A 16,938-nucleotide genomic window follows, 5' to 3' on the forward strand; every position below is an offset into this window, starting at 1 on the left:
GTTAAATAATACCCACTAAAAAAGCTCCTTTACGCAAGGAGCCTCTACTTAGTTGTTATTATTATTTCTACGCTTCTGGAAATTTCCTTTGCGATTGCGTCCGCCTTGGCTACGGCCGCCCTGATTACGTTTACCGTAAAACTTTTTATTATTTGACCCGCGGTTATTGTCTTTACCTCTTGGTGCCTTCTTCACACTTATTGGCTGTGCTGATGATATTCGCACCGGTGTATCGCGACGCTCTTTTGTCAACATCTTAAGAGCAGCAGCAATTACTGTTATTGAGTCATGATTCTGCAGTAATTCATTCGCTGTCTCATGATAAGATTTCAATTCTTTCTGTTCAATAGTCTGTAATAGCTTATCTACTGTAACCTGTTGTTGACCACGCTGCGCTTCCTGATTAGTAGGAGGCATAATACGCTTCATTTTACTATTAGTCATCTTTTCAATTGATTGCAGATGAGCAATCTCTCTTGGTGTTATAAAGGATATTGCTTCTCCTGTGCGTCCTGCTCTTCCCGTACGGCCAATGCGGTGTACGTAACTTTCAGGATCTTGTGGAATGTCAAAGTTATATACGTGCGTTACACCAGAAATGTCCAGTCCACGGGCAGCTACATCGGTTGCAACTAATACTTCCACACGGCTATTCTTGAATTTATTTAGAACAGACGTACGTTTCCCTTGTGTTAAATCTCCATGAATACCTTCAGCACGGAAACCCCTTGCCTGCAATCCCTCAGCTATTTCATCAACACGCTTCTTAGTACGACTAAATACTATTGCTAGTGCAGGTGCATTAATATCCAAATGGTTTGTTAAGGTATCAAATTTATATTTCTCAGGTACTTCAATAAAAAACTGTTCAATATTTGTTACTGTCATTTCCTTACTCTTTACTTTTACTTCTTTCGGACTATTCATCAGGTTTGTTGCAATATCCCGAATCTCTTTAGGCATTGTTGCCGAAAATAATAATGTTTGTCTTCCATCAGGAATATTTTTTAAGATATTGCGAATATCCTCGATGAATCCCATGTTAAGCATTTCATCTGCTTCATCCAATACAGCCGTTTTCACATTGTCCGTACGTATTGTTTTCCTGCGCATATGATCAAGAAGTCTTCCTGGTGTTGCAACGACAATATGTGGACCGTCTTTCAAAGCTCTAATTTGTCGTTCCATATGCTGGCCACCATATACTGGCATTGTACGTACACCTTTATTTTTGCCCAAACGGTGGATTTCCTCTGAAACTTGGTTTGCCAGTTCTCTTGTAGGGGCTACTACCAACCCTTGTATTTTCTTTTGAGTTGTGTCAATCTTTTCAATCATTGGGATACCAAATGCTGCAGTTTTCCCTGTCCCTGTTTGTGCTTGTCCAATTACATCGTTTCCTTGCATGGCAAGTGGTATAGTTTCTGCTTGAATCGGTGTCGCTTCCTCAAATCCCATTTTTTCAAGTGCTGTCATAATGGGCTGTGATATACTTAGTTCATTAAATGTTGTCACCTTGTTACTCTACTCCTTTTTTCTTTCAAATTTATTTGGCGGACTAAAAAGTATAATTACTTTCTAATCTGCATAACTGCCACTAAAGGCTTTCGCCATTAAAACCTGGACATAAAGCCAAGTTTTCTAATGTATAATTTTTTTGAAAAACCAAGTCTGGCGAGAACTTAGTTTATTTTAGACTTCCAATCAACAATAAATTCCGGATAGGCTCTGAAAGTGTAAAAAGAGGCTACTCCAATTTATGGAAAAGGGCCTCATTCATGAAATATCATACAGAAAATAACAGTTCTTTCATCATAACACACACATTAAGATGATATCCACTACTTCTTATTATGATTTTTCATCAATAGCATGATAAAATAAAATTTAAATTAACTTACCTTTACAATTTAAAGGGGGACTTTTATGCGTCTACCTCCGTTCAATCCATATATAGCGGTTGTAATTGGTGTTATAGCTGTGTCAACATCAGCAGTACTAGTAAAACTGGCTGATCAAGCTCCTGCAGCAATCATTGCAAATTATCGGTTGTTGTTTGCAGTTATTATTATGGCACCATATGTACTTTTCAAACATAGAAATGAGTTTAACATTATCTCAAAAAAGGATTGGGTTCTCTCAGCCTTAGCGGGAGTTTTTCTTGCTTTTCATTTTATTCTCTGGTTTGAATCATTAAATTATACATCTGTAGCAAGCTCGGTGGTACTGGTAACATTACAGCCGATTTTCGCTTTTCTGGGCACTTACTTTTTTTTCAAGGAACGATTTTCACCTGGTGCTGTTATTAGTATGATCATTGCCTTATTAGGCAGTGTGATTATCAGCTGGGGTGATTTTCAAATAAGTGGAGTGGCACTATTCGGGGATATTCTTGCCTTACTTGGAGCAATAACAGTAACAGCATACTTTTTAATGGGCCAGCAGGTAAGAAAACGTTTATCATTAATGACCTATACGTTTGTTGTATATGGAATAAGTTCAGTGACACTAATTTTATATAATTTAGTTGTCCAAAATCCATTCTTCGGGTATTCCGCTAACCACTGGTTTGTTTTTCTTGCTTTGGCTATTATCCCAACATTCTTCGGACACACGTTATTTAATTGGGCATTGAAATGGTTAAGTACTTCAACCATCTCAATGGGAATTGTGTTTGAACCTATTGGCGCTTCAATACTTGCATACTTAATTTTAGGTGAAAAAGTGACATGGTCGCAATGGCTTGGAGGAACAATCGTATTATTCGGGCTGTTTTTATTCATTATGAGCACTGCTCGAAAATCAAAAGTGACAATATCACAAAAGAAATGACAAATGTACATACCAACTAGTGTTTAAAACTGGTATAATTAAGCCAATAATTATGAATTGGGTGATGTCATGAATATTCAGTTAATGACTGACGGAGGAGCAGACATTCCAAAGCGCTTAGACGAAGCATTGGATATTATTGTTGTACCTCTTTACTTACATTTTAAAGATGAACAATATAAAACGGGTGTCACAATTGATTTGGAAACATTCAACAAAAAAATGAGGGAGTCAGAGGAATTACCTCGTTCATCTGCTCCAAGTCCTAATGACTTTTATGAAGCATACAAGCAAGTAGACCCAAACACTCCTATTATCATGTTAAGTCTGACAAAAGGGCTAAGTGTTACGTACGAAAATGCGGTACTAGCTAAAACGATGCTTCTTGAAGAGGAGCCAGATCGAAAAATCGAAGTGATCAATACGAAAACAGCTTCATGCGGCATCGCGCTTTTACTCCATGAAGCAAAGGTGAAGCTAGAAGAGAACTATTCATATGACCAGCTCGTTAATCATTTGAACGGGCTAATTGATGATACAACAACATTATTTGTTTTAAAGACACTGGAAAATCTAGTACGTGGCGGGCGCTTAGATAAAGTAAAGGGTACAATTGCAAAGACATTAAATATAAAACTGTTGATGAAAGCTAGTGAAGACGAAGGAAATATTGAAGTAACCGAGAAAGTTCGGGGAGATAAAAAGTCGATAAGACGATTTATCGAACAAATTGGTGAATATACGAAAGACTTTGAAGACAAAGTTATTTCTATGACACACTGTAATGCAGAGGAACGAGCAAATAAAGTACTTGCAGAAATCAGACAGAAATACCCTTTTAAAGACGCCTACTTAACTGAAATGGGCCCACTAATTTCCACATATGCAGGTGATGGAGGTCTAGTTATTTCATTTTTTAAAGATAACCAATAATAAACTAGGGAGAAGGCTTAATTAGTTTTAGTCTTCTCCCTTTACTCTCTGGATTTTTCTTTTAACAGAAACTCATGAATCATGATATTAAGTGCATCTTTATCATTTCCTAAGCAGATAAGATGTCTTGATCGTTCAAAAAACACAACTTCCTTTTCCTTCGATGTAATTTCCTTATCCAAATAGTAAACCGTTTTATAGGGAACCATTCCATCCTGTTGCCCCTGGGCAATCAATACAGGTGATTCAACCTTTTTTAAATAGCGACGAGTAAACCTTAACACCCTCAAAAATTCAATATTAGCTTTAAATGGAACAGCTCCAAGCTTCCTTTTATAATGCAGGTATAATTTGTTTTGGCGGAGTTTCCCATTGAATCCATCTACAGCAACGTCCTTGACATCCTTGCTTATCTGTTTAAAGGATAAATACTTACCAGCTGGAGCCAACAGCACCAGTTTATCGATTTTATACTTTGCAGCTAAATATGCAGCAATCATCCCACCCATCGAAAATCCAATAATATATATTTCATCAACCTTTTCACTTAATTGCTTTAAAGAACTTTCTGCTGCATTAATCCATTTTTTATGTGAAACATTTTCCAACGCTAACTTTCTCCCATGCCCTGGTAATGTTGGAACTTCAATTTGCCAGTTGGTATGCTCCTTGAGATACTTAACCAAAGGGTCAACTTCATACGGTCCCCCAGTATATCCGTGTATTATCAGACATCCAATCATACTAATTCTCCTCATGTTTCAATGTACTTTATTTTCATATATATTTATTATGGCCTATAATAACTTTTAAATGTTTTCCATAATTTCCGTAAAAACTATAAGCGTGTGTTCAAAAAGGAGGATAAAAATGACTAAGTCGGCTATGTTTGCAACGCCGGCGTTGGCAGGCTATGTTCGTCACGTCCTGTGACAACGCCTGCATTAGCACGTCCTATGCGTCAAAGTTCGAGGCAGTGTAGCTTTGATTAGCGGAATGTATGGCTTTAATACATGAGCACAAGGAAAGCTACCCCGAATCTACATCGCACGCAGGAAAAGGGCTTTTCTTTTCCAAGGAACGGTGAGTCTTGCTAACGACGAAATTCGATGCGTCATTTTTTCCGGACTTTTTGAACAACCTCTATAAAGCAAAATAAGCTGATGACATGCAAGCAATGCTTCACCAGCTTTCTTAGTAGTTGAGAAAGTACATATTCTTCCCTACTGCAAAAGCCATTTTTCTAAATGTTATCGAAACTGCTTCATGATTGAGCTTACCTGTTTAACAACTGGTGAAACCTGCTGAAACGTATCAGCTATTTGGCCAGCTGTTGATAACATTTTATCGAGATCCATTTCACCATTATGATCCTGAAAATAATAGAGGAGGTTATTTTTTGGTGGTGTATTAAAAGAACCACCTATAGACTGACCGTATGGATGCCAATTCATTGGTTGTTTGGGTTTCGCATACAGCTCAAAAGGGGTTTGGAAATTTGGATTGTAATTGTGGTACATCTGTGCAAATTTCTGCTGCGGCTGCGGCTCTGGGTTATTTTGATAAAAATTATACGGGCTACCATCATAAGGCGGCATATAATTATAAGGCCTTTCGAACATGTTACACACCTCTTTTATAAGTTCTTGTATTACTACTATATGCAAGCGTAAAAAAAAGTGTGTAAAGCCACCACTCATAACAGGATTCAAATACTAAAACATGAAGTTAGGCTGATAATTAGACATACCTACCAAATATTTAATTTTGTTAATCTGGAAGCCACAAATTACTTCGCCATCCACAAAAGTTGCTGGAGTACCAAATACATCACGTTCGTGAAGATGTTTCATATATTTTTGGTCCTTCGTTACATTTCTCGTTGTATATTGAACATTCCATTGTTTTAATTGGGTTAACAGTTTTTCACAATTCGGACAATTATCGCTAATATAAACAATTACTTCCTGATCGTTCATTTTATTACACTTCCTCCTTGAAATTAGAACTTCCTTTTACTTTACTTCGTCAGTACCCTTGAATGTAACAAGTTAAACACAAATATTACAAAGATATTACGCAAAAACATTCTGCACTGTGTCATAATCACAAATGCAGAATGTTTTGTAAGACTTTTTATTAATTGAATATTAGAAAGCTCTTGGCTTATTGACATGTCTTAGTTGCTCATTTGCAGTTAGAAAGGATTTATAAAATACCTCACTTGATTAGAAAGCCCATTCTCATAATAGCTGGTGGCTGCGTTTTGCAGAGTCACGGGGTAATCTTTAACTTCTATAAAGGGCTTAACGTTCTTAACTGCTAAGTTCAATACGCCAGCACTTCCGACAACTCTGTATTTCCTTCAACAAGTTCAAAAATTTGATTTTCTGCTCTTGGAACACTTAATAAATAGACAAGAACTGCTGCAACATCTTCACGAGGTATATTTCCTAAATCTGATAACTTTTCCTGCAGGTTTACTTTACCTGTTCCAGGATCATCTGTTAATCTGCCTGGCCTAACGATTGTATAATTTAATCCTGCCTTTTTAAGATATTCGTCTGCTCGATGCTTTGCGTACAGATAATGCTTCATTTGTCCTGTTCCTTTGGGATGGTCAGCTCCAATTGAACTTAACATTATAAACCTTTTTATCCCATACTTCTTCGCTAAATCAACTGATTCAATTGCACCTTCCTGATCAATAACAATCGTTTTATCAGCACCTGTATGCGGCCCTGATCCAGCTGCAAATATAACTGCATCTATATTATGAAAAGCCTTCTCGAAATCTTCTTCCAAGTCCGCCAAAACTGTCTGGGCACCTAATTCTTCAAATTGTGGAATTTGGTCCGTTTTTCTTACCATTGCAACAGGTTCGTGGTCAGATTCCAATAACTTCTCAACTGCCTGCTTACCAATACCACCATTTGCTCCAATTACTAATACACGCATTATTTTCCTCCTAATAACTTTTGGCTGTTCTCTAGAAAATTCTGGCTTTGCCACAGAAAGAATAACTGCGACTCGATTCTTAGTAGTTATTATCGCTCTGGAGACCACGCAGATCGAATATATTCGCATACCAAGGGCACCCGAGCCTTTTTGCTTTTGGCTAGCTTAAGCGTTGCCTAAGGTACGCGTAATGTATTCCGCAGCGATACATTACACTAATTAATTTTCCACATTATGTCGCAGTAGGATTAAAAAGCAACAAAACTTATGAAAAGAACCTAACTTATAAACACCATAATTATAATATTACCTTTAATTAAAAAAACAAAACACCAATCTTCGTTAAGAAAGGTGTTTTGCTTTTACTCTTGAGGATTAATAATCCCCATTGGTGCAAGCTTACCGACAAGCCTGCACGTATACAAGAGTAGAGGACATCCCATATCCCACATTGAGCATATCGTGTTTCAGCCAGCCATGCCATGATATTTATCACTACTTTTGGAATTTTTATAAGTTCAAATCAGGTTGGCTCTGTTTGATAATAGGATGTTCGTTTTTTATGTTTTCGATAAAATAAATAGACAACCCCAACTATAATTAAAATCAGAAATATATATAGCTGGAATTCCTCCATAAATTTTTTCACCGATTTCAGATTACCCACACTACCAAGCCAAAGCATTCCAATTGTCCAAGGAAGTATTCCTAATACCGTCAAGCTTTGAAACTTCCATACACCTACCTTACTGATACCAGCTATATATGAAATATAATTACCTAGTCCAAGTGGTCTTGCGAACGCTATCGTCCACACACCGAATTTCTTAAACCATCGTTGTGCCTTCTCTATCTTTTTCTTGTTCATCTTTTGTTTTAGTTTATCTTCCAGTTTATAACCTATACCATAAGGAATTAAACTAAATACAGAATAAATTGCACTCCCAAGGAACCCGTAAAGTAACACTTCAAGGAAGGTCAACTTAAGAAGATAGCCAAAAGTTAGCGTGACCAGGCCACCAGGAAAAGGCACGGATGAAGCCTCAACCGCTAGACTAATAAATAGCCCCCAAAACCCTAATTCATTAATAACATCTACAATAAATTGCAACATCTGCCAGCAGGTCTCCTTTGTTTACTGCATTGAGTATTCAATACCCTGAAAGCCTCAATGAAAACCATATAATATTAAGCTACGGCTTTCCAATTATTCGAATATGTCTTGGCAACACTTCAATATCTGCTGGTGTTACTCCATTTATCTCGCCATCCATGTCGATTGCTTTCTGCTGATCCGTCCTAATTGTTAAAGTTGATGCTTGAAAATATCTTAGCTCTGTTAATTGTTCCGTATTAACATTAGGCTTATTCATTGATAATAGTTCCCGAAGAGTGGCCAAGGTTGAATTTTTAATAATTAACACATCAAATTTGCCATCATTAATGTTTATTGTAGGTATCGGAAACTCCCTTGTACCAATGAATTTTCCATTTAATACAAGAATCATTACCGATTCCCCTTCGTACACTTCGTCATCGGCAATTATTTTATAAGTAAAAGGTTCAGCCTGGTTAACTGTCTTGAGTGTACTCATAAAATAACTTAATACTCCAAGGTTCTTCTTTTGTCCTTCATCTATATTTAAAGATGTTTCAGAAACAAGCCCAATACCCCAAAAATTAAGGAAATAGTTATCCGATGTTTTGCCAAGGTCTATATTGACTGCTTCACCAGAGACAATTGCCTTAGCAGCCTGATATAAGTTTTGAGGTATATTTAGCATTCTGCTGAAATCATTACACGTTCCCCCAGGTAAAATAGCAATAGTGGGTCTTGTCTTTAAAGGAGCTAAACTATTTATACATTCGTACAACGTGCCGTCTCCACCAAGAATAATTATAATATCAACTTTATCAGCAAAATCTGTACAGGAATCCTTAGCTTCTTCAATCGTTTCCGTCTGAATAACAGTTAATTTCTTTATAGCTTTGGAAATAACAGGTATCGTTTGGGAAAGTTTTTGTTCCATGTTATCGCTTCCTGCATTACCATTATATAAAAATAAGCCTCTCTCATAAGCCAAAATATCCTCTCCCTTTAGCGATCCGCTTTATTTATTTATTTCCTAAATAATCATTATAGAAACATCATTGTAAAATAACACATTTCGAAAATTATGTTACACTATTTTGCAATAAGTTTATTAATCTAGTGTAAATTTTTGAATTTAGTCTAGTAATTTTCATCAAAATGTTATTTAATAAAGAAGAAGGAATTATAATTTTCACAATACACAGGAGGGTCAAAATGAAGAAACTTTTTAGTCTATTGCTTTTGTTAAGTATAACCCTAGTGTTGGCAGCATGTGGTAGTTCAGAGGATGCAGATGGCAGTGGTGAAGAAAGCATAACACCAGACACAATTGTAATGGGATTCGTTCCATCACAGGATTCTGATACAATCGCTGATACAATTAAACCTTTAGCGGATCAGCTAGGTGAAGAATTGGGTATCGAAGTTGAAGGTAAAGTTATGACTAGCTACAATGCATTAGTTGAAGCTATGGGTGCTAACCAGGTACACGTTGGATTTATCCCGGCATTTGGCTATGTCCTAGCAAATGAGCAATATGGGGCTGAAGTAATCCTGAAGTCAGAGCGTTACGGATCCGGTACATACAAAGCACAATACTTAGTAAAAGCTGATTCAGGTATTGAAGAACTAGCAGACTTAGAAGGAAAAATCTGGGCTTATCCAGATAAAGGATCCACTTCTGGCTATCTCTTCCCTGCAAACCAATTGATGATGGAATTTGACTATGACTCCGCACCACAATTGGAAACAGAATTCTTCTCAGGCACTACTGCTGCAGGAGGACATGACACAGCTGCTTTGGCGGTTTACCAAGGGGATGCTGATGTAGCAACAACTTTTGATGATGTGCGTACAGAACTTGAAGAAGAATATCCTGATGTAATGGAAAAATTAAACGTTATTGGATATACACAAGATATTCCGAATGACACAATCTCAGTTACTAAAGAATTAGATGACGATTTAGTTCAGGAAATCAAAGATGTATTCCTATCATTTAATGAAAATGAGGAAATGATCAAGATTATGAATCAAGTATATAATTGGGATGCCATCATTGAAGCATCTGATGAGGAATATAAAGTAGTTAAAGATACCTACAAGAAATTTAAGGATAACATAGAACTTTAATATCAACTTAACAAGGGGGGAGGTGATCATCTCCTCCTTTTTCTAACGTTTATGTAGACTCAAGCCATTTTCTCAAACAAATATAACGGAGGAAATACATATTATGATTGAATTTAAAGACGTAAGCCTGGTCTATCCGAATGGAACAGAAGGTTTAAAAAATATAAATGTAACAATAAATGATGGTGAATTTGTAGTTATTGTAGGTCTTTCCGGAGCAGGAAAGTCTACTTTTATTCGCAGTGTAAACCGTCTGGTCACGCCAACTTCCGGCTCTCTCTTAATAGATGATGAAGATATTCTTAAGTACAGCGGTTCCGACCTGCGTAAACTTCGCACAAAAATTGGTATGATATTCCAAAGTTATAACCTGGTAAATCGCTCTAATGTATTGAAAAATGTTATTGCAGGCCGTTTAGGTCATACAGGTACACTACGCTCCATTCTTAATCTTTACAAAAAAGAAGATATCGCACTAGCCTACGAAAGTCTGCAACGTGTAAATATTGATGATAAAATTCATAGTCGGGCCGACGAACTTAGTGGCGGACAGCAGCAGCGTGTCAGTATTGCCCGTGTTTTAACACAAAAGCCTAACTATATACTTGCTGATGAACCAGTGGCATCACTCGACCCGCCAACATCACATCAGGTAATGACTTATCTGAAAAAGATAAATAAAGAAGATAATATAACAACTATCGTAAATCTGCACTTTATTGATATGGCTATGGAGTATGCTGACCGAATTATTGGTATGCGTGCTGGTGAGGTTGTGTTTGATGGACCAGTATCAGAGGTGTCCGAGAAAACATTTGAAGAAATTTATGGCCGTACTATACGTGAGGATGACTTACGTGGGGGGGCACAGTAATCGTGACTAATCAAACTAATGCTACCCCCTCTCAAATGACACCGCCACTTTATCCTGCCAAGACAAAAGCCCAAGTTACACTTATATTTTTCATCATAATAGGCTTTTATCTGTTTAGCATGATATGGACACAGCGTCAGATGGTGGGAGGATTTGCCGATGCACTAGGCAATATGGGAGTGGTGGTTAATAAATTTTTTCCTCCTAATTTAAGTGTTATCCCTGCAGTTTGGGATCCAATGGCACAAACAATTCAAATGGCTATTATCGCGACAACTGTCGCAGCTATATTGACTGTCCCACTGGCATTATTGTCAGCACAAAACATTGCAACCTTTAAACCAATATATCTTACGACAAGAACTTTTCTGAATATCCTGCGAACGATTCCGGATTTAGTTTTAGCTGTTGTCTTCGTGGGGCTATTTGGTATCGGACTGTTTCCAGGTATTATCGCACTTATTATATTCTCACTGGGGATACTGGCAAAATTGATTAGCGAAACAATTGAATCCGTTGATATGAACCCACTTGAGGCAATGCGTGCTTCTGGGGGTAATGTGTTTCAGGTAATCTACTATGGTCTTGTGCCACAGGTGCTGCCACAGTTTGCATCATTTGTACTGTATGTATTTGAGATAAACATTCGTGCTTCTGTTGTACTGGGATTAGTGGGTGCAGGTGGTATTGGTCTTGTACTCGATCAGCAGCTGGGTTTCTATAATTATCCGAACGTTATGGCAATAATCATCTTAATATTTATCGTAGTACTTGTTATTGAATATATAAGTAACAAATTAAGGGAGGCATTGATATAATGACAACATACTCTCTCCCTCCAAAACCGCAACGTTCTCTTATGAAGCGAATCAAAAGGATATCTATTCTATTAGCAGTAATTGCAGTATACATTTGGACCTTTTTAGGTATTGACGTAGATTGGGGACGTGCAGCTGAACGTGCCATAAATAATTTCCACCGCGTCATTCCTAAATTATTCCACCCAAATTGGGAGGCAACCGGTGAAGTTGCTGGAAAGATGTTTGAGACGATTACAATCGCGTTTGCCGGTTCTTTTATGGCCGCTATTCTAGCTATTCCATTAGGATTTTTAGCAGCTCAGAATATGTCCAGAAGCAGATTATTAACAGCAGCTGGAAAGTGGATTCTATCCGCTATTCGTGCCTTTCCTGATATCATTTTGGCTATTCTGTTTGTTGTTGCTGTGGGACCAAACGCATTTGCTGGTGTGCTTGCAATTGCCATTGGCTCAACAGGAATGCTTGGAAAGCTTTACTCTGAGGTTGTTGAATCAATTGATATGAGCATTGTGGAAGCAATGGAAGCCAATGGTGCTAATAAAGTTCAAATGCTATTTTATGGTGTTATGCCACAGATTATTCCTGAATTCTTATCATATGCTATCTACCGTTTTGAAATCGATATTCGGGCATCATCCATTTTAGGTATCGTTGGTGCAGGTGGTATTGGTACAATGATTATCTTTGCAGCAAATAACCGTAATTGGAATGAAATGGGATTAATCCTGCTGGCTATCATAATTGTGGTAACCGTAATTGACTCTATTTCTGCAAGAATCAGACGGAAAATTGTATAATAAGCTATAATAGAAACGAAATCCAGGAGCATACTCTGGTTTCGTTTCTTTCATTATGACACTAAGACCTTTTATTAAGGCATAATTTTGTTGGTTTACCTTCGCAGATATAATCTGCGAAGTACTTTTTAAAAAGTTTGAGTGCTATTATGCCGCTCCGGAAATACACTTCGCGCACCTAGGGCGGCTGATGAGCCTCCTTGCTCCTACGTCGCTGCGTAGTCCTCCTACAGGAGTCTACGTGTATTTCCTCCGCTGTTGACTGGAGCAGGAATCGCTATAGAATAAATTTGTGACAGCTACACTAGTCCGGGTGAGCGGAGGGCGGTGAATCCTGCGGGAACAGCTTTCCGAAGACCCCGCAGAGTGACTAAATGAAGGCCGACTAAAACCGTCCTTTGCGGACAACGTCGGCATACCCCTTGCCGGGGCAAGGAGGCTGAGGTCGTGCCCTAAGGTGCGCATCCGCCCGTAGCGACCCCGGAAGGTGGGACGAGGGTTTATAGAGATTATTCCAGCAGTTTGTTCGCAGTTTATATCAACTGTGAACAAAAACAGTTCTTAAAAACCAGTCTAAAACAACGTGCAATCATCTGTTATAGCAGTTTTCTTAGAAAGGATGTAGCATAATGCATAACAATACAGCAACTATCAAGCTAGTATATTCGAGTGATGTTCATGGCAATGTATTACCCGTCTTATATGGAACAAATGAACATGCTGATTTAGGCCTAGCTAAATACGCCACAGCTGTTCAAAAAGTCAGACAGGAAAATAAGCATGTAATCGTATTAGATAATGGCGATTTAATTCAGGGAACACCATTAATGACTCATTATGTAAAAGAACATGCTGATAAAGAAAACCCTATGATTGGTATCATGAATCAGATAGGAATCGAAGCAAGCGTGATTGGCAATCATGAATTTAATTTTGGAAAGAAAATCTTAACTGATGCTGTTAAAGAGTCTGATTTCCCTTGGATTTCAGCTAACAGTATCGATGCCAATAATGGTGAAGCCTATTTTGGCCCACCCTATATTATAAAAACATTGAACAATGGAATTAAAGTAGCAATTGTTGGTGTAACGACTCATTATATCCCTAATTGGGAATCACCTGAGCATATTCAAGGAATACAGTTTACTGACGCACTTTCTACACTTCAAAAATGGGTTAAACATATTAATGAAATTGAAGAACCTGATGTTCTGGTAGCCTCCTATCATGGTGGTTTTGAACGTGATATTGACACTGGTGAAGAGACAGAACAGCCAACCGGTGAGAACCAGGGCTATACGATGTGTGAGCAAATAGAAGGAATTGACATTCTATTAACCGGGCATCAGCATCGTAACTTAACTGGTACAATAAATGGCGTTCTAGTCGTTCAACCCGGGAACAACGGGAAAATGTATGGTGAAATTGATATCACAATGGAGCATTCTGATAATGCCTGGAAATTAATTAATAAGCATGCGTCAGTTAACACATTAGAAGGCGTACAGTCAGATCAAGAAGTCCTTTCTTATATGAAAGATCTCGAAGCTTCCACCCAACAATGGCTCGACCAGCCAATTGGATACGTTGATGGCGATATGACAATAAATGATCCATTAGAGGCAAGAATTAGAAAGCATCCATTTATCGAATTTATCCAGCAAGTACAAATGGATGCAAGTGGAATAGATATTTCCGTTACTTCTCTGTTAAATAATGACTCCAAAGGATTTGACTCTACCGTTACCATGCGTGATATTGTGTCAAATTACATGTATCCAAATACCCTAGTTGTACTTGAATTAACTGGACAGGATATAATAGACGCACTTGAAAAGAGTGCTGGGTACTTTATTTTAAAAAATGGGAAGATTGCAGTTAACCCTGCCTATATTAATCCCAAACCACAACATTACAACTATGATATGTGGGAAGGGATAGAGTACACAATAAATGTACAACAGCCTTTAGGTTCCAGAGTTGAAAACGTTAGGTACCATGACATCCCTCTTGATAAACATGAGAAATACCATGTTGTATTAAATAATTATCGTGCTAATGGTGGTGGCAATTTTGATATGTTTAAAGGGAAACCAATTGTAAAAGAAATTCAGAAAGACGCTGTTGAATTAATCCGCTCCTATTTTGAAAAGTACAAAACTGTACAAGCGAAAACAACCAATAATTTCACCGTCCAAACATAAGAAAAGCTACCAGATTAGCAGCTAATCTGGTAGCTTTCAAGTTTGCATTAATCATCGTCACCGTCATCATCGGCGGCATCACCGTCATCTTTATCGTCAGTATCGTTATCATCGTCACTATCATCGGAGTTATCGTTAGAGTCATTGGCGTCATCATCGTTATCTTTACTTTCGATATCCAATACCAGAACCTCTCCGGTATAAGCATCTATTTCAATTTCTGCTTCTCTTTTATTAGTATCCATTTCTAATTCATAAAGCAGGCGCATATCATCTTCATCTAACTCGATATTTACTATAGTTCCTGAAAATGCATTAAGGGCGATTTCCCTTGCCTTACCAATGTCGATTACAGCTTTGCTGACCTTAGACTTATCGTCATCTTTTTTACTGCTTTTATTCTTATCATCTTTCGTGGAATCATCTTTTTCCTTGATGGCTACTTCTTTGTTGTCATCATCACTGTTATCATCATCTTTTTCTGCCTTTTTATCATCGTTGCTATTGTTAGCAGGCTTATTAGTGTCATCATCTGTATTATCATTATTTTTTACTTCATTCGATTGTTTACCATTACTAGCAATCATTTTCTCTTCTAATTTCAGTACTTCACCGGTATTTCCGTCCATTTTAATTTCATATTCTTTTTGGCCATCATGAATTTCTATCTCATATACAGCCCGATTTTGGTTTTTTTTAAGTTCCATCTCCGTAATTTCTCCTGGATATTGGCCCATTACCAATTGTGTAATTTCCTCTGTTGATAATTTGGGTTCAGCCTGTGCTGCATCTGAATGATAAATACCCAATCCCATCGCAGTTGCACCAATAAAAACTGCTAACGCGATACCAATTTTCTTTTTCAATTTATTCTCCTCCTCTTTACTTCCTAATTACATCATATCCCCTTCAGGTGAAAGGACACTGTGCAGAAGATTAGAATTTGATGAGAATAATATTAACTTTCTTTAACAACTGGAAGTTCCATAGTAAAGGTAGAGCCATTTCCTGCTTCACTTGTCACCCTTAAACTTCCATCATGAGCTGCAACAATCGTTTTTGCAATGGATAAACCAAGTCCAGTACCGCCTAAATCTCTGTTTCTTGATTTTTCCATTCGGTAAAACCGGTCAAATATTTTTCCCTGCTCTTCGTTTGGAATCCCTTGACCAGAATCCTGGACATTAACGATAACATTGGTATTTTCTCCCCGAATAGTTAACTTTACTGTCCTTTCACTATATTTTAAGGCATTATCAATTAATATATAAATAACCTGTTGTAATTGGTCTTGACTTCCATTCACATAAAGCACATCTTTTGCTGTTTCTAAAATAATTTTCCGCTCATATGCACCTGTAAATTTGGCGACTGTTTCCATACAAATATCAACTATGTTTACTTTTTCATGTGCATCTTTTTTCTGATTTCTTGCAAGCAACAGCATTTGTTCTACCAGCTTTTGCATACGATCTGCTTCGGATTCAATTGCCTGAATTGACTCATTGAAAAGCTCCGGGTTGCCCTGTCCACGTCTTTCCAATAATTCTGCATAACTCTTCACTATTGATATCGGTGTTTTCAATTCATGAGAAGCATCTGATACAAACGTCTCCTGCTTTTCGAAATTATCCTTTAAATACTCAATCATCGTGTTAAACGTATTTTCCATTTCATAAAGTTCATCACGTGATCTGTTTTCCACATATATTTTTTTCCATTTTGTATTGGTTATATTTTCTTTCATCGCAGCAGTTAATGCTTTTATCGGATTTAAAATGAACCTGCTTAAAAATATTCCGGCTATTATCGTTGGAATAAGCATAATGGCTGATGCTACAATTAAAACATAAAATAAGGTTTGCATTGTTTCGGTATGTGCAACGAGCTGTTTATATACCTGCAGAGTTACAATTTCTCCATTCTCCCATATAATTGGTTTAGAAATGGTTACAAAATTGGCTCGATTATTTAAATGGATAATTGAATTGGACTCGGTTTTTACAAACGATGCAGGCAATTCAGTAAAGCTATCTTTTTTGGTTAACGTCAGCAGAATACGATCATTTTCTTCTTCAACCACACGAATCATGCCATCTGTTGGCAAATAGGCCCTTAATAAGTCACTTCTGGCAATCTCCGGATTTGAGTTGAGTGTCTTTACAATCTCGTTCGTTTGGCTGGTCAGTTCATCTACTTCACTATTTATCGATATATTTTTAAACAAAAAGTAAATTGATGTGTTAACAAGCAATATTAGTACGAGCATAAATAGACTTGAAAACAAGCGAAT

At 37.4% G+C, this 16,938-nt stretch carries 16 protein-coding genes; 7 read left to right on the forward strand and 9 right to left on the reverse strand.

All coding sequences use genetic code 11. From position 1 onward, the window contains the following. Window positions 1-48: 48 nt before the first annotated feature. The gene (locus ACTWQM_RS10590) at window positions 49-1,515 is read right to left on the reverse strand and encodes a DEAD/DEAH box helicase (protein WP_443258131.1); all 1,467 of its coding nucleotides are present in this window, start codon (window positions 1,513-1,515) and stop codon (window positions 49-51) included. A gap of 411 nt (window positions 1,516-1,926) precedes the next feature. Here ACTWQM_RS10590 and ACTWQM_RS10595 point away from each other — a divergent pair, with 411 nt between their 5' ends. Together ACTWQM_RS10595 and ACTWQM_RS10600 are read left to right on the forward strand one after the other, a co-directional pair. Beyond that, a complete protein-coding gene (locus ACTWQM_RS10595; protein WP_443258132.1) occupies window positions 1,927-2,832 on the forward strand; it encodes a DMT family transporter in 906 nt (301 codons plus the stop codon). A 69-nt stretch (window positions 2,833-2,901) separates the two neighbouring features. After that, window positions 2,902-3,765: a DegV family protein gene (locus ACTWQM_RS10600; RefSeq protein ID WP_443258386.1), complete on the forward strand. Its 864-nt coding sequence runs from the start codon at window positions 2,902-2,904 to the stop codon at window positions 3,763-3,765. A gap of 41 nt (window positions 3,766-3,806) precedes the next feature. Here the strand turns inward: ACTWQM_RS10600 and ACTWQM_RS10605 are convergent, their stop codons facing one another. The 6 genes from ACTWQM_RS10605 to ACTWQM_RS10630 all read right to left on the reverse strand — a co-directional run bounded on the left by ACTWQM_RS10605 (window position 3,807) and on the right by ACTWQM_RS10630 (window position 8,807). Then, on the reverse strand, window positions 3,807-4,508 hold the full coding sequence (locus ACTWQM_RS10605; RefSeq protein WP_443258387.1) for an alpha/beta hydrolase: 702 nt from the start codon (window positions 4,506-4,508) through the stop codon (window positions 3,807-3,809). 507 nt (window positions 4,509-5,015) lie between these two features. After that, window positions 5,016-5,387 (reverse strand): YppG family protein, encoded by a 372-nt coding sequence (locus tag ACTWQM_RS10610; RefSeq protein ID WP_443258133.1) that lies wholly within the window; start codon window positions 5,385-5,387, stop codon window positions 5,016-5,018. Between the two features lie 93 nt (window positions 5,388-5,480). Further along, entirely contained in the window at window positions 5,481-5,744 is a 264-nt protein-coding gene (locus ACTWQM_RS10615) for a glutaredoxin family protein (protein ID WP_443258134.1), read from the reverse strand. 349 nt (window positions 5,745-6,093) lie between these two features. Continuing rightward, a complete protein-coding gene (locus ACTWQM_RS10620) occupies window positions 6,094-6,723 on the reverse strand; it encodes an SDR family oxidoreductase (protein WP_443258135.1) in 630 nt (209 codons plus the stop codon). A gap of 523 nt (window positions 6,724-7,246) precedes the next feature. Next, on the reverse strand, window positions 7,247-7,837 hold the full coding sequence (locus ACTWQM_RS10625) for a DedA family protein (protein WP_443258136.1): 591 nt from the start codon (window positions 7,835-7,837) through the stop codon (window positions 7,247-7,249). 79 nt (window positions 7,838-7,916) lie between these two features. Next, complete coding sequence (locus tag ACTWQM_RS10630) at window positions 7,917-8,807, reverse strand: YegS/Rv2252/BmrU family lipid kinase (protein ID WP_443258137.1); 891 nt, start codon at window positions 8,805-8,807, stop codon at window positions 7,917-7,919. 224 nt (window positions 8,808-9,031) lie between these two features. Between ACTWQM_RS10630 and ACTWQM_RS10635 the strand changes: the two genes are divergently transcribed. From ACTWQM_RS10635 to ACTWQM_RS10655, 5 genes are all read left to right on the forward strand, one after another. Continuing rightward, window positions 9,032-9,949 (forward strand): phosphate/phosphite/phosphonate ABC transporter substrate-binding protein, encoded by a 918-nt coding sequence (locus tag ACTWQM_RS10635; protein WP_443258138.1) that lies wholly within the window; start codon window positions 9,032-9,034, stop codon window positions 9,947-9,949. A gap of 103 nt (window positions 9,950-10,052) precedes the next feature. Beyond that, a complete protein-coding gene (gene phnC / locus ACTWQM_RS10640; protein ID WP_443258139.1) occupies window positions 10,053-10,823 on the forward strand; it encodes a phosphonate ABC transporter ATP-binding protein in 771 nt (256 codons plus the stop codon). 35 nt (window positions 10,824-10,858) lie between these two features. Next, window positions 10,859-11,641, forward strand: coding sequence for a phosphonate ABC transporter, permease protein PhnE (gene phnE / locus ACTWQM_RS10645; RefSeq protein ID WP_443258388.1), 783 nt, complete (start codon window positions 10,859-10,861; stop codon window positions 11,639-11,641). Beyond that, window positions 11,641-12,441: a phosphonate ABC transporter, permease protein PhnE gene (gene phnE, locus ACTWQM_RS10650; protein ID WP_443258140.1), complete on the forward strand. Its 801-nt coding sequence runs from the start codon at window positions 11,641-11,643 to the stop codon at window positions 12,439-12,441. Before phnE (ACTWQM_RS10645) ends, phnE (ACTWQM_RS10650) begins: the two co-directional genes overlap by 1 nt. 629 nt (window positions 12,442-13,070) lie before the next feature. Next, window positions 13,071-14,645, forward strand: coding sequence for a bifunctional metallophosphatase/5'-nucleotidase (locus ACTWQM_RS10655; protein ID WP_443258141.1), 1,575 nt, complete (start codon window positions 13,071-13,073; stop codon window positions 14,643-14,645). A 47-nt stretch (window positions 14,646-14,692) separates the two neighbouring features. Here ACTWQM_RS10655 and ACTWQM_RS10660 read toward each other — a convergent pair whose 3' ends face one another. Together ACTWQM_RS10660 and ACTWQM_RS10665 are read right to left on the reverse strand one after the other, a co-directional pair. Further along, a complete protein-coding gene (locus ACTWQM_RS10660) occupies window positions 14,693-15,511 on the reverse strand; it encodes a PepSY domain-containing protein (RefSeq protein WP_443258142.1) in 819 nt (272 codons plus the stop codon). A 92-nt stretch (window positions 15,512-15,603) separates the two neighbouring features. Continuing rightward, window positions 15,604-16,914: a HAMP domain-containing sensor histidine kinase gene (locus tag ACTWQM_RS10665; protein ID WP_443258143.1), complete on the reverse strand. Its 1,311-nt coding sequence runs from the start codon at window positions 16,912-16,914 to the stop codon at window positions 15,604-15,606. Window positions 16,915-16,938 lie beyond the last annotated feature (24 nt).

The organism is Virgibacillus sp. L01, from assembly GCF_052246775.1.
Taxonomy (GTDB): Bacteria; Bacillota; Bacilli; order Bacillales; family Amphibacillaceae; genus Lentibacillus.

Bases quoted from the DNA above. Each gene is read 5' to 3' on its own strand.
- ACTWQM_RS10595 (WP_443258132.1), top strand. From the start codon at position 1,927: ATGCGTCTACCTCCGTTCAATCCATATATAGCGGTTGTAATTGGTGTT.
- ACTWQM_RS10600 (WP_443258386.1), top strand. From the start codon at position 2,902: ATGAATATTCAGTTAATGACTGACGGAGGAGCAGACATTCCAAAGCGC.
- ACTWQM_RS10605 (WP_443258387.1), bottom strand. From the start codon at position 4,508: ATGATTGGATGTCTGATAATACACGGATATACTGGGGGACCGTATGAA.
- ACTWQM_RS10610 (WP_443258133.1), bottom strand. From the start codon at position 5,387: ATGTTCGAAAGGCCTTATAATTATATGCCGCCTTATGATGGTAGCCCG.
- ACTWQM_RS10615 (WP_443258134.1), bottom strand. From the start codon at position 5,744: ATGAACGATCAGGAAGTAATTGTTTATATTAGCGATAATTGTCCGAAT.
- ACTWQM_RS10620 (WP_443258135.1), bottom strand. From the start codon at position 6,723: ATGCGTGTATTAGTAATTGGAGCAAATGGTGGTATTGGTAAGCAGGCA.
- ACTWQM_RS10625 (WP_443258136.1), bottom strand. From the start codon at position 7,837: ATGTTGCAATTTATTGTAGATGTTATTAATGAATTAGGGTTTTGGGGG.
- ACTWQM_RS10635 (WP_443258138.1), top strand. From the start codon at position 9,032: ATGAAGAAACTTTTTAGTCTATTGCTTTTGTTAAGTATAACCCTAGTG.
- phnC (WP_443258139.1), top strand. From the start codon at position 10,053: ATGATTGAATTTAAAGACGTAAGCCTGGTCTATCCGAATGGAACAGAA.
- phnE (WP_443258388.1), top strand. From the start codon at position 10,859: ATGACACCGCCACTTTATCCTGCCAAGACAAAAGCCCAAGTTACACTT.
- phnE (WP_443258140.1), top strand. From the start codon at position 11,641: ATGACAACATACTCTCTCCCTCCAAAACCGCAACGTTCTCTTATGAAG.
- ACTWQM_RS10655 (WP_443258141.1), top strand. From the start codon at position 13,071: ATGCATAACAATACAGCAACTATCAAGCTAGTATATTCGAGTGATGTT.
- ACTWQM_RS10665 (WP_443258143.1), bottom strand. From the start codon at position 16,914: ATGCTCGTACTAATATTGCTTGTTAACACATCAATTTACTTTTTGTTT.